The sequence below is a fragment of the Pseudomonas sp. Kh14 genome (assembly GCF_900291005.1).
Taxonomy (GTDB): Bacteria; Pseudomonadota; Gammaproteobacteria; order Pseudomonadales; family Pseudomonadaceae; genus Aquipseudomonas; species Aquipseudomonas alloputida.
The window spans coordinates 1-11,937 of the sequence record NZ_OLKJ01000025.1; the positions used below are offsets into that span (position 1 = coordinate 1).

An 11,937-nucleotide genomic window follows, 5' to 3' on the forward strand; every position below is an offset into this window, starting at 1 on the left:
CAGTCGTTCACCGTTGCTGCCGCTACCGTATTCGCGGGTAAACCCGCTCCTACACAGATCGGTGGTAGACACACATCCGAGGGTTGGACACAGGCCGTTGTAGGAGCGGGTTTACCCGCGAAGAGGCCGGGCCTGCTGGCCAATCTCCACCAGTCGTTCACCGTTGCTGCCGCTACCGTATTCGCGGGTAAACCCGCTCCTACACAGATCGGTGGTAGACACACATCGGAGGCTGGACACAGGCCGCCGTAGGAGCGGGTTTACCCGCGAAAGGGCCGGTGCAAGCAAAGCAGGACCTGAAGGTGTCTATGCTTACTGCAGACCTCTCAGGAATCACACCCATGACCCTGATCAGCCGCGAACCCTGGTGGCTAGTCCCCCCAAAGCCCGGGCAGCAAGAGCAGGACCTGCACTGGGGCTACCTGGAAATCTACGCCGACGGTCGCGCTGTGTTCGTCGACCAGCGCCCCACTGACCGGGAGCTGGCCGAGCGCAAGAGCTGCCGCAATTTCCCTGACCCCGAGCCGTGACGGCTCAGCCTTCCAGCTCGGCCAGGCGTGCTTCCAGCGCCGTAATGCGGGCTTCGAGGGCCTCGATGCGTTCTTCTGACACACTGCCGCCACTGGTGCGCACGCCGCCTTCCTGCTGCCGTGCAGCGAGAATCGCCTCGATTTCCGCCGGGTCGCCCAAGGCATGGGTGTAGCGGTCTTCACGCTGGCCGGCCTGGCGTGGCAGGTGCAAGGCCAGGTCCCGCGTGATCAGGCGCTCCAGCTGATGCTGGATCTGCTCGGTGTCGTCAAAGTCGTGCAGGCGGTTGCTACGGGTCAACAGTTCGTTGAGGGTTTGCGGGCCTCGCAGGAACATCAGGCCCATCAGCACCAACTGCGCTGGCACCAGCTCCAGTGCCTTGTCTACCCGATGTTCCCAGCGGTCGGCACGGCTGCCCATCTGCAGGCGGGTCATGCCCTGACCTTCGAGGGCGCGCAAGGCTTGGCCGACCTGGCCTTGGGTGAGGTTCATCACCGGCTCGCGGCTGGTCTTCTGGTTGCAGGCCAGGACCAGGGCATTGAGGGTCAGCGGGTAGCTTTCCGGGCTGGTGGCCTGCTTTTCGATCAGCGAGCCGAGAACGCGGATCTCGATGCTGTTGAAGCGGCCTTCACCTGCGGTTTCGTGTTCTGACATGGCCCTGTCTCGTGGCTGGGGAAAGGCCACTAGGGTAGGTAATGCCATCGCGTAAGGCAATTGGGGCCGCAAAGCGGCCCCGGCCCTCTTAGCCGTGGCGCTGCTCTTGAGCCTGACATGCCGCGGCAGTGAACAGCACATCGGTCGAAGAATTCAGCGCCGTTTCGGCCGAATCCTGCAACACGCCGATGATGAAGCCCACCGCAACCACCTGCATGGCAATTTCGCTTGGGATGCCAAACAGGCTGCATGCCAGCGGAATCAGCAGCAGCGAACCCCCGGCCACGCCCGAGGCGCCGCAGGCGCACACTGCCGCCACCACGCTGAGCAGCACGGCAGTCGGCAGGTCCACCTGGATACCCAGGGTATGCACTGCGGCCAGGGTCAGCACGGTAATGGTGATCGCCGCACCGGCCATGTTGATGGTCGCGCCCAGCGGGATCGACACCGAGTAGGTGTCTTCATGCAGGCCAAGGCGTTCCGACAACGCCAGGTTCACCGGGATGTTGGCGGCCGAGCTGCGGGTGAAGAACGCGGTAATGCCGCTTTCACGCAGGCACAGCAGCGTCAGCGGGTAGGGGTTGCGGCGGATCTTCCAGAACACGATCAGCGGGTTCATCACCAGCGCCACGAACAGCATGCAGCCGATCAGTACCGCCAGGAGGTGCAGGTAGCCGAGCAGGGCGTCCAGGCCAGACTGTGCCAGGGTGGAACTGACCAGGCCAAAAATGCCCAGCGGGGCGAAGCGGATGACCACGCGCACGATCAGGGTTACACCATTGGACAGGTCTTCGACCACGGTACGGGTCGTTTCGCCGGCATGGCGCAGGGCCACGCCCAAGCCGATGGCCCATGTCAGCACGCCGATGAAGTTGGCGTTGAGCAGGGCATTGACCGGGTTGTCTACCGCGTTCAGCAACAGGTTCTGCAGCACTTCGGCGATGCCGCCTGGCGCGCTCAGCGTGGCCTCGCTGGTGCTTAGCGCCAGGTGCGAGGGGAACAGCATGCTGGCAACCACGGCCACCACTGCAGCGGCAAAGGTGCCCAGCAGGTACAGCCAGAGGATCGGGCGAATGTGGGTTTCCTGGCCGTGACGATGGTTGGCGACCGAAGCCATGACCAGGATGAACACCAGCACGGGCGCAACCGCCTTCAGGGCGCTGACAAACACTTTGCCAAGAAAGGCCAGGTCGCGGGCGATGGCAGGTGCCAGCAGGGCGAGGGCGATGCCGGCGAGCAGGCCAATGACGATCTGGGTCACCAGGCTGGTGCGGTTGAGGATGCGGAGGAAAGGGGTCATGTGCAGCGGTATCTCGGAATCTGGAAAGGGCGGACTTTACCATAGAGCACCTATAGCGCATGTCGGGCCGTGTTCTTTGTCAATCAGGCTTTTGCGGCTACCAGTGAAACAACTCCCGCCGGGCCCCCTCGGTAATCGCCACGATCCCTGGGTGCTTGACCTTGCGCTCCACCGAAATGGCATAGAACGACTCGTGCACGGCCTCGGTCTGCCCGATCAGTTGCACGCCATACTGACGGCACACCTCCTCGGCGATTACGCTGGGCGCAACGAAAATGCCGCTGCCCGACTGCCCGAACGCTTGCATCAAGGCACTGTCATCGAACTCCCCCACGATCCGTGGCTGCACCTGCTGCTCGCCCAGCCACCGCAGCAGGCGGCTGCGTACCACGGTCTCCTGGCCGGGAACCAGCAGCGGAGCATCCTGCAGGCAAGCTGGAAAAGGACCTTCAAGCCGTTGTGCCAGCGCCGGGGTGGCGAAGAAGCTCAGCCCGCACTCGCCCAGCTTTTGGCTGTAGCACTTGATGTCCAGGTGGTTAGGCATGGGGCTGTCGGAAATCACCAGGTCCAGACGTTGAATAGCCAGGTCTGCCAGTAACCGCTCAAGTTTGTCTTCGCGGCAGTTGATGCGCAGCACCTCCTCCAGGTCCATGGTCGGTGCCAGCAGGCGGTAGACAATGGATTTGGGCACCACGTCAGCCACCCCCACACGGAACAGGATCTGCTCTTGAGGGCCGGCACGCAGCATGGCTTCAAGCTCGCTGCCGATCTGAAACATCTGCTCTGCATACACCAGGGCCTGACGGCCGGTTTCTGTCAGTTCCAGCTGCCGGCCGGCGCGCTGGAACAGTTCCAGGCCGTAGGTTTGCTCGAACAGGGTGATCTGCCCGCTAATGGTTTGTGGTGTAAGGTTCAGCTGTTGGCTGGCGCGGGTGATGCTGCCCGTCTTGGCCACGGCCCAGAAGTAATGCAGCTGGCGATAATTAAGCACCGTCGGTCGTTCCGATTCGTAAAAACCGAAGTATATGCCATGAAAATACGAATTTTCCTGAACTATTGCCGTCTCTAGAATGCACGGCTATCAGGCGCCATGCGCCGCCGGGTTATTTCAAGCGAGGACACCATGCTGCAACTCAAATCCATTGGCACCCCATTGGTGCTGGCTTTGGCCCTGTTCACCCTGGCAGGCTGCGACCAGGCCGAGAAATCCGCCCAGCAGATGCTCGACCAGGCCGCGCAGTCGGCCAAACAAGCCATCGACGACACCAACAAGGCTGCCCAGCAGGCGCTGAGCGAAGCCATCGGCGGCGAAGGGCAGAAGCCCAAGGATGCCGAGAAGAAAGAAGAAACCCAGGAAATCTGACCCCAACCGCTGCTGCAGGATTTGAACAATGGAATATTTGCTGGAACTCGCCGCTAGCCCTACCGCCTGGGTTGCCCTGGCTACGCTGGTGGCCATGGAAGTTGTACTGGGCATCGACAACCTGATCTTCATCTCGATCCTGACCAACAAATTGCCGGTGGAGTACCGCTCCAAGGCGCGGCGTATCGGTATCAGCATGGCCTTGGTCATGCGGCTGGCCTTGCTCAGCACCGTGGCCTGGATCGTCCAGTTGACCGACCCGGTGTTCGAAGTGTTCGGCAACGCCTTCTCGTGGAAGGATGTGATCCTGATTGCCGGTGGTCTGTTCCTGCTGTGGAAGGCGACCAAGGAAATTCACGAAAACGTCGACCCGCATGGCGCCAAGGAGGAAGCCAAAGTCTCCTCCACGGTTACCCTGGGCTTTGCTGCGGCGATCTTCCAGATCCTGCTGCTGGACATCGTCTTCTCGGTCGACAGTATCATCACCGCCGTGGGCATGACCGAGCACCTGCCCATCATGATTATCGCCGTTATCACGGCTGTGATCGTGATGATGGTGGCTGCCGACCCGCTGGCCAATTTCATCAACGACAACCCGACTGTGGTCATGCTGGCGCTGGGCTTCCTCATCATGATCGGCATGACGCTGATCGCCGAAGGCTTTGGCGCCCATGTACCCAAGGGCTATGTATATGCGGCCATGGCGTTCTCGACGGCTATCGAGGTCCTCAACATCCTGGCCCGCCGAGCGCGTTTGAAGCGTGAGGCGGCTGAAGGTTGATGTAAAAAAGGGCGCTTCGCGCCCCTCTTGCGGACAAGCCCGCTGCACAGGTATTCGCGTGGCACTGGCAACGCGAATACCTGTGCAGCGGGCTTGTCAGTCAGTGGGCTTCGGGAAATCCTGAGGTTAGCTCACCCCGGCATGCCGCCGCGGCCGTCTTACTGGCTGTGGCTTGGCGGGTGCCTGCGGTGGCAGGTGGTGCGCATGACGCCGCACGATACGCAGTACACCCCACAGCATGGCGGCTGCGACGCTCAGCCACATACCTACCAGCATGAGAATTGCCATGGTCAGGCTCATCTGTGCCTCCATCTTTGCGGCAAGCGCTTGATTGGGCCGCGTTTACCTTCCAGACACTGCTTTAGTCTAGCCCTTCGTCTGTGACGTTCCATCGAACAATGGTCTATCTCTAGGGCCGATTCGCTCCAAGGCGCTGTCGGACTATACCCGCGCCGCTGTCGGACCTATGATCGGTGGCCAGAGCCGGGCGCTGCCTGCCTGGCGTTGGAACAAGCGAGTGTCCATGGAGCAACATTCCTTCAAGGCTGCCCCCCGGCGGCTACTGGCTGCCTGTCTGCTGGCTGCCACCCTGGCCGGCTGCGCCAGCGCACCGCCCGGCAACCTCAAAGGCCTGCCGCAGCGAGTCGAGATCAGCAGCGTGCCGTTCTACCGTGGCAACGCCAACCACAGCGGGGCCATGGCGCTGGCGGCAGTGCTGTCGCAGCAGGGGGCGCCTATTACGCCGGGCTTGCTGGATAAGCCGCTCAACCTGCCTCAGGGGGCCGAAACGCTGGATACCGCTATTCCCCGTGTGGCACGGGATTACGGTAGGGTGGTGTACCCGCTGGACAAGCAACTGGACGCGCTGCTGACCCAGGTGGCGGCGGGCAACCCGGTACTGCTGCGTTACGAGGAAGGTTCGGCCTGGTGGAGCGAGCCGCGCTATGCGGTGTTGATGGGGTATGACCGTTACAAGCAGCGGGTGCTGCTGCGCTCGGGCATGCACCGGCGACAGGTGATGGCATTCGATGAATTTGCATCGGCATGGGAGAAGCAGGGGAGTTGGGCGGTGCTGGTGCAGCCACCTCGGCAACTGCCGGCCCAGGTTGATCGCCAGCGTTGGTTGCACGCTGCGGATGAGTTGGCCAAGGCGGGGCAAGAGAGTGCGGCGAAGCAGGCGGTCAATAGCCTGAACAGATAGCGTTGCCAGTGCCGGCCTCTTCGCCGGCAAGCCCGCGTCCACAGGATTTGTGCTAATTGCACACTCCGTGTGGGCGCAGGTTTGCCAGCGAAGAGGCCAGGCCTGCCTGAATCAGAAGCCCAGGCGATCGCGCAGGCTGTAGTACCAGGCACCGATGGCGCTGAAGGGGACGCGCAGCATCTGGCCACCCGGGAACGGGTAGTGCGGCAGGCCGGCAAAGGCGTCGAAACGCTCTGCCTGGCCGCGCAGGGCCTCGGCCAGCACCTTGCCCGCCAAGTGGGTATAGGTCACGCCGTGGCCCGAGCAACCCTGCGAGTAGTAGATGTTGTCGCCGATCCGGCCAACCTGTGGCAGGCGCGACAAGGTCAGCAGGAAGTTGCCGGTCCAGGCGTAGTCGATCTTCACGTTCTTCAGCTGCGGGAAGGCTTTGAGCATTTTCGGGCGGATGATCGCCTCGATGTTGGCCGGGTCACGCGCGCCGTACACCACGCCGCCACCGAAAATCAGGCGCTTGTCGCTGGTCAGGCGGTAGTAGTCGAGCAGGTAGTTGCAGTCCTCGACGCAGTAGTCCTGCGGCAGTAGGGTGCGTGCCAGTTCTTCGCCCAGTGGCTCGGTGGTGATCACCTGCGTGCCGCATGGCATGGACTTGGCGGCCAGCTCGGGTACCAGGTTGCCCAGGTAGGCGTTGCCGGCAACGATGATGAACTTGGCGCGGACCTTGCCCTGCGGGGTATGCACCACCGGGTTGGCACCACGTTCGATGCGCACGGCCGGGGTTTGCTCATAGATGATGCCACCCAGCGACTCGACCGCGGCAGCTTCGCCCAGGGCCAGGTTCAGCGGGTGGATGTGGCCGCCGCTCATGTCGAGCATGCCGCCGATGTAGCTGTCGCAGGCAACCACTTCGCGGATGCGCTTCTGGTCCATCAGCTCCAGCTGATTATGGCCAAAGCGTTCCCACAGGCGCTTTTGCGATTCCAGGTGGCCCATCTGCTTGCTGGTAAGGGCGGCGAATACGCCACCATCTTTCAGGTCGCACTGAATGTTGTACTTGGCTACGCGTTCACGAATGATGCGCCCGCCCTCGAAGGCCATGTGGCCCAGCAGCTGTGCCTGCTTGGGGCCAACGGTGCGCTCGATGACGTCAATGTCGCGGCTGTAGCTGTTGACGATCTGGCCGCCGTTGCGGCCCGATGCGCCGAAGCCGACCTTGGCCGCTTCGACGATGCTCACCTTGAAGCCGTTCTCCAGAAGGAACAGGGCGCTGGACAGGCCGGTGTAGCCAGCACCGATGATGCACACATCGGTTTCCACCTCACCCTGCAGCGCCGGACGTGGCGGCACCGGGTTGGCCGAGGCGGCGTAGTAGGACTGGGGGTAGGGGGTGTTAGCCATGCTGCAGGAACCTCGTGTTTTATATTTTTAACGAATGTACCGATGCTATCAATAATAATAAACACCCGCTAGTCGTCTGGTGAAAATCCTTTACGGGCCCCCCTCAGCCAGCCTCTCTATAAAGAGTTTAAGATTCAGTAGGTTAGCGCGAAAAAAAGTGTTGACAGGGTTTTTGTAATGCGTAGAATGCGCACCACACGACAGGCACATAGCTCAGTTGGTTAGAGCACCACCTTGACATGGTGGGGGTCGTTGGTTCGAGTCCAATTGTGCCTACCAAATCGAAAGAGGGGTGATCCGAAAGGGTCACCCCTTTTTTCATTGTCCATTGCCGCGTGTGCGGGAAAACCGCGGTCTGGACGCGAAGCGCTTGCATTCGAAAGTTTTTGATTTTTCTCAAAAAAAAGCTTTACAGGTACGCATCGGACCACTAATATGCGCACCACACGACAGGCACATAGCTCAGTTGGTTAGAGCACCACCTTGACATGGTGGGGGTCGTTGGTTCGAGTCCAATTGTGCCTACCAAATCGAAAGAGGGGTGATCCGAAAGGGTCACCCCTTTTTTCATTGTCCATTGCCGCGTGTGCGGGAAAACCGCGGTCTGGACGCGAAGCGCTTGCATTCGAAAGTTTTTGATTTTTCTCAAAAAAAAGCTTTACAGGTACGCATCGGACCACTAATATGCGCACCACACGACAGGCACATAGCTCAGTTGGTTAGAGCACCACCTTGACATGGTGGGGGTCGTTGGTTCGAGTCCAATTGTGCCTACCAAATCGAAAAAGGGCGATCAGAAATGATCGCCCTTTTTGCATTTGCCCCCGAAGCAGCGTGTAACGTTTGGTCGCGGTTCGGGCATACCCCGGCGTGCTAGAATCCGCCCCTTCGAATCTGGAGGTACACGCGTGCGCAAACTGGCTGTGGTAATGGCAGTGCTCGCCCTGGCGGGCTGTGAGAACGAGGTCGAAGGCGTGCACAAGCAGGTGGCCGAACACCTGCACAACCCCAAGACCGCCAAGTTCGGCAACGTGCGGATCGACACCCAGGGCACCATCTGCGGTCAGGTCCGCGGCAAGGACGATGCCGGGCAGTACGAAGCCTACCGCAGCTACGTGGCGATCAAGCGCGATGGCCAATACGACATCATCGTCGACGATACTGGCAATAACCTGCGTATCCGCGAGCTTTGCGGCGGAGCCGACCTGCAGCGGCGTGCCGAGGCGCTGGCAGACCAGCCGGCGCCCCAGGGTTGGGACGTGGAAGTGGTACAGGGCGCCAACATGGGCGCGCTCAGCGACATGACGGCGCGCCTGATCGAAAAGGGCATCCCGTCTTCAGTGGAGTACCGTGACGGCAAGCCGGTGGTGCTGCTGGGGCCGTTCCCCACCCGCGAAGAAGCGCAGGCGCGCAGGGATGAAGTCATGGCCAAGCTAGGTACCGATTCGGTGGTCATCCAGCACGGCGCAGCACGCTAGGGTCTGTTCGAAAAGTCTTGAGATGCAGGTCAGGCAAGGCGAAAACAGCTGGGGAAGCGGAGTGTACTTGAGTACATGAGCATCCGAGGCTGTTTTCAACGCAGCATGAACAAGTATCAAGGCTTATCGTACAGAGCCTAAGCCAGTACAGTGGCGCCGAAGCCAAGGCTTGTGTCAGGCGCTGTTCACACAAGTTTGGCTATGCTTGGGTTGGGAGATGCCAAACGGGGAGGGCCTCATGTCTACACTGGAACGGGCCATTGCCGTGGCCGCCAGGGCGCATGAAGGGCAATACGATAAGGGTGGGGTGGCTTATATCCTCCACCCGTTACGCGTGATGATGCGGGTTTCCACACCTGAGCAGCGGATAGTGGCGGTGCTTCACGATGTGATCGAAGACACCCCACTGACCCTGTCCGACCTGGCGCGTGAGGGCTTCGCGCTGAAGATCCTGGCTGCGTTGCTGGCGCTTAGCCGCCGCGAAGGTGAGCCTTACCAGGATTTCGTGGTGCGCCTGGGAGAAGACCCGTTGGCGCGCACCGTCAAGCTGGCCGATCTGGCCGACAACAGCGACCTCTCGCGCATCCCTTGCCCGGGTCCCGCCGACCTGGCGCGGCTGGCCCGTTACCGGCAGGCCACTGCCTATTTACAAGCGCTGGCCTGAGGATCAACCGCACGCCTTGAGGTTGACTGGCCCCACGAACTCGTTTCCCCGCCCCATCACGCAGGCTACCTGTTGGTTGCGTTGCTGCTCCCAGGCTTGCGGCGGGTAGGTCTTGTTCCAGGCTTCGAACAGCTGGCGGTCCTGTTTGGACAGGCGCAGGTTGTACTGCTTACTCATGTAGAAGTAGGTGCGGGCGATCATGCCGCGGATCGACGGCCGCGGCATTACCTTCTTGGCCTTGAAGTCGACCTGGGTCAGGCAGCGGCCATACTGGCCGCGTTGTTCTGGTAGCCAGCCGAAGCTGAAGTTGCTGCGGTCGCCGTTGACCTCGCCGATGCTTGGCACCAGGTTGTGCAGGTCGGCTTCGGCGCGTTTGTACACTTCGTCATGCTGCGAGCACTGCTTGCGCCCGCCGCTCTGCCAACACTGGCGCTGATGGCCGATCTGCCAGGCAGGTACGATGTGCTCCCACTCGATGCGCGACGCCCGCTGGGCATTCTTGCGTGGGGCATAGCCGCAAGATGCCAGGTCGACCTTGTTGCCTTTGTATTTACAGCCGCAATAGAACTCGGTCGATTGCGGCGCATAGAGCTTCCAGGCGACCTTCTTGGCCTCCTGGAAGGTGCGCGGGGCGTCGGCTTGAACAAGCGGAGTGGTCAGTAACAGGCAAGCTGCTGCGAAAAGCGAAACTCTCATGCGCAGTCAATCTTCCTTCGGTACAGTCCAGAAAATCTGCACACCGCCATCGTCGCGATGGGCGAGGGTGACGTTGTCGTTTTCTGCGATCTCCTGAAGCAGGGTCTCCCAGTCATCCGGGCTTTCCTGTTCCAGGCGGAAGATCAGCGCCGCACGGCTGCGCTGGGCGGTGGGGCTGTTGATGATCTTCTGGATGCGTACACCCAGCTGTTCATAGCTGCTCGGGCTGGCGGAGGCGATGCTGGACACAGGAGTTTCCTTGTTTTGCTGTATGTGCATACAGTATTTCACTGTAAGTAAATTCGCAACAGCTTGTCAGGGGAAATCCAGCGTTGGTCTGTAAGCCATGGCACCGATCTGAAATGTAAACGATGTTCGGGTTATAGCAGTGCAAAGCAAAACCTGAAGTGAGACAGGCGGCGACTGAGGCTGCCTGCCTTCTTTATCGCTTCAGCAGGCTGTTGCGCTGGTAACTTTCTTCGAGGCCGTACGGATGTGGGTGCCGTACAGCGTCAGGCCTGTAAAGGCCAGGCCGCCCACCAGGTTGCCCAGTACAGTAGGGATTTCGTTCCATGCCAGGTAGTCCATGAGCGAGAAATCGCCGCCCATGATCATTGCGGAAGGGAACAGGAACATATTCACGACCGAGTGCTCGAAGCCCATGAAGAAAAACAGCATGATCGGCATCCACATGGCGATCACCTTGCCGCTCACAGAGGTGGAGATCATCGCGCCGACCACGCCCATCGACACCATCCAGTTGCACAGTACGCCACGCAGGAAGATCGTCAGCCAGCCTGCCAGCCCGTATTGCTCGTAACCCAAGGTGCGGGCCTCACCGATGCTGGCAATTTTCTCTCCCACGGCACCGGGGGAAGCATGGAAGCCATAGGTAAAGACGAAGGCCATCATGCAGGCGACCGTAAGGGCGCCGGCGAAGTTGCCGACGAACACCAGGCCCCAGTTGCGCAGAATTCCCCTAACGGTGACACCGGGACGTTTGTCCAGTAATGCCAGCGGGGTGAGCATGAAGACCCCAGTGAGCAGGTCGAAGCCCATAAGGTAGAGCATTGAAAAACCAACCGGAAACAGAACTGCGCCTAGCAGGGCTGAGCCTGTCTGCACTGCGATGGTCACTGCGAAGACGGCTGCCAGGGCCAGAATTGCCCCGGCCATGTAGCTGCGGATCAGCGTGTCGCGAGTGGACATGTGGACCTTTGATGCGCCGGCATCGAGCATCTTGGTGACAAAATCGGTGGGTAGCAGATAAGACATGGCGGCTCCCTCAACTGCGGGTAATAGGCGGCACCCCCGGAGGGATGCCGAGGGTTGGATGGGTTTACCAGGAACGGTATGGCAAGAACTTGCCATTGAGGGTCAACAGAACCCGGTCGCCTTTGGGATCTTCGATTCGCTCGACATGCATGGAAAAGTCGATGGCACTCATGATGCCGTCGCCAAATTTTTCCTGGATCACGTCTTTCAGGGTCGGGCCATAGACGCCCACGACTTCGTACAGTCGATAGATCAGCGGGTCTTGAGGGATGGACTTGTCCCAGCCCTTGACTGGGAAAGCGGTTAAGGTGGTGGCGACTTGATCATCCAGCTCCAATACCTCGCAAAGATGCGTTGCAACTTCCAGCGGCGCGCTGTTCATGCCGTAGCAGACCGATGCAAGCCATACCGGGGCCTTGCCCACTGCGTTGGCAAGATCATCCCAGCTCAGGCCCTTGCGTGCTTTCGCGGCCATGATCAGGTGATGCATTTCAAGTTTGTCCATTATTTCTGCTCCCGCAGGTTGGTTTAAAGTGAACAAACCCATAGCGAGAGATGTGCCAACCTCCATTATTTTTTAACTATCTGATTTTATTAGTTTA

General features: G+C 60.4%; 15 protein-coding genes and 3 tRNA genes. 9 read left to right on the forward strand and 9 right to left on the reverse strand.

The window, feature by feature from the left end; all coding sequences use genetic code 11:
- The first annotated feature begins 341 nt into the window (after window positions 1-341).
- A complete protein-coding gene (locus tag FQ668_RS12260) occupies window positions 342-530 on the forward strand; it encodes a hypothetical protein (RefSeq protein ID WP_003250541.1) in 189 nt (62 codons plus the stop codon).
- A 4-nt stretch (window positions 531-534) separates the two neighbouring features.
- Here the strand turns inward: FQ668_RS12260 and FQ668_RS12265 are convergent, their stop codons facing one another.
- From FQ668_RS12265 to nhaR, 3 genes are all read right to left on the reverse strand, one after another.
- A complete protein-coding gene (locus FQ668_RS12265) occupies window positions 535-1,182 on the reverse strand; it encodes a YceH family protein (RefSeq protein WP_014591571.1) in 648 nt (215 codons plus the stop codon).
- A gap of 88 nt (window positions 1,183-1,270) precedes the next feature.
- Window positions 1,271-2,482, reverse strand: coding sequence for a serine/threonine transporter SstT (sstT, locus tag FQ668_RS12270; protein WP_019438777.1), 1,212 nt, complete (start codon window positions 2,480-2,482; stop codon window positions 1,271-1,273).
- Window positions 2,483-2,579: 97 nt separating this feature from the next.
- On the reverse strand, window positions 2,580-3,473 hold the full coding sequence (gene nhaR / locus FQ668_RS12275) for a transcriptional activator NhaR (protein WP_003250547.1): 894 nt from the start codon (window positions 3,471-3,473) through the stop codon (window positions 2,580-2,582).
- Window positions 3,474-3,605: 132 nt separating this feature from the next.
- Between nhaR and FQ668_RS12280 the strand changes: the two genes are divergently transcribed.
- Window positions 3,606-3,845 (forward strand): hypothetical protein, encoded by a 240-nt coding sequence (locus FQ668_RS12280; protein ID WP_003250549.1) that lies wholly within the window; start codon window positions 3,606-3,608, stop codon window positions 3,843-3,845.
- Window positions 3,846-3,873: 28 nt separating this feature from the next.
- Window positions 3,874-4,626: a TerC family protein gene (locus tag FQ668_RS12285; RefSeq protein WP_003250551.1), complete on the forward strand. Its 753-nt coding sequence runs from the start codon at window positions 3,874-3,876 to the stop codon at window positions 4,624-4,626.
- 126 nt (window positions 4,627-4,752) lie between these two features.
- On the opposite strand, the gene FQ668_RS28540 is transcribed toward FQ668_RS12285, so the two are convergent.
- Window positions 4,753-4,926, reverse strand: coding sequence for a hypothetical protein (locus FQ668_RS28540; RefSeq protein WP_003250553.1), 174 nt, complete (start codon window positions 4,924-4,926; stop codon window positions 4,753-4,755).
- 166 nt (window positions 4,927-5,092) lie between these two features.
- Between FQ668_RS28540 and FQ668_RS12290 the strand changes: the two genes are divergently transcribed.
- Window positions 5,093-5,827: a peptidase C39 family protein gene (locus tag FQ668_RS12290; protein ID WP_014591569.1), complete on the forward strand. Its 735-nt coding sequence runs from the start codon at window positions 5,093-5,095 to the stop codon at window positions 5,825-5,827.
- Window positions 5,828-5,938: 111 nt separating this feature from the next.
- Here FQ668_RS12290 and FQ668_RS12295 read toward each other — a convergent pair whose 3' ends face one another.
- On the reverse strand, window positions 5,939-7,222 hold the full coding sequence (locus FQ668_RS12295; RefSeq protein ID WP_003250557.1) for an FAD-binding oxidoreductase: 1,284 nt from the start codon (window positions 7,220-7,222) through the stop codon (window positions 5,939-5,941).
- Between the two features lie 202 nt (window positions 7,223-7,424).
- On the opposite strand from FQ668_RS12295, the gene FQ668_RS12300 reads away from it, so the two are divergent.
- From FQ668_RS12300 to FQ668_RS12320, 5 genes are all read left to right on the forward strand, one after another.
- Window positions 7,425-7,501: transfer RNA gene (locus FQ668_RS12300), tRNA-Val, on the forward strand.
- A 172-nt stretch (window positions 7,502-7,673) separates the two neighbouring features.
- Window positions 7,674-7,750: transfer RNA gene (locus FQ668_RS12305), tRNA-Val, on the forward strand.
- A gap of 172 nt (window positions 7,751-7,922) precedes the next feature.
- Window positions 7,923-7,999, forward strand: a tRNA-Val gene (locus FQ668_RS12310).
- Between the two features lie 131 nt (window positions 8,000-8,130).
- On the forward strand, window positions 8,131-8,700 hold the full coding sequence (locus FQ668_RS12315; RefSeq protein WP_014591568.1) for an SPOR domain-containing protein: 570 nt from the start codon (window positions 8,131-8,133) through the stop codon (window positions 8,698-8,700).
- A gap of 238 nt (window positions 8,701-8,938) precedes the next feature.
- Window positions 8,939-9,364, forward strand: coding sequence for a bifunctional (p)ppGpp synthetase/guanosine-3',5'-bis(diphosphate) 3'-pyrophosphohydrolase (locus FQ668_RS12320; RefSeq protein WP_019438778.1), 426 nt, complete (start codon window positions 8,939-8,941; stop codon window positions 9,362-9,364).
- A gap of 3 nt (window positions 9,365-9,367) precedes the next feature.
- Here the strand turns inward: FQ668_RS12320 and FQ668_RS12325 are convergent, their stop codons facing one another.
- The 4 genes from FQ668_RS12325 to cynS form a co-directional block, all read right to left on the reverse strand.
- Complete coding sequence (locus tag FQ668_RS12325; protein ID WP_019438779.1) at window positions 9,368-10,060, reverse strand: endonuclease; 693 nt, start codon at window positions 10,058-10,060, stop codon at window positions 9,368-9,370.
- A 6-nt stretch (window positions 10,061-10,066) separates the two neighbouring features.
- Complete coding sequence (locus tag FQ668_RS12330; protein ID WP_019438780.1) at window positions 10,067-10,309, reverse strand: DUF1654 domain-containing protein; 243 nt, start codon at window positions 10,307-10,309, stop codon at window positions 10,067-10,069.
- 201 nt (window positions 10,310-10,510) lie between these two features.
- Window positions 10,511-11,335: a formate/nitrite transporter family protein gene (locus FQ668_RS12335; RefSeq protein WP_019438781.1), complete on the reverse strand. Its 825-nt coding sequence runs from the start codon at window positions 11,333-11,335 to the stop codon at window positions 10,511-10,513.
- 64 nt (window positions 11,336-11,399) lie between these two features.
- Window positions 11,400-11,840 (reverse strand): cyanase, encoded by a 441-nt coding sequence (cynS, locus tag FQ668_RS12340; RefSeq protein WP_014591564.1) that lies wholly within the window; start codon window positions 11,838-11,840, stop codon window positions 11,400-11,402.
- Window positions 11,841-11,937: the final 97 nt, after the last annotated feature.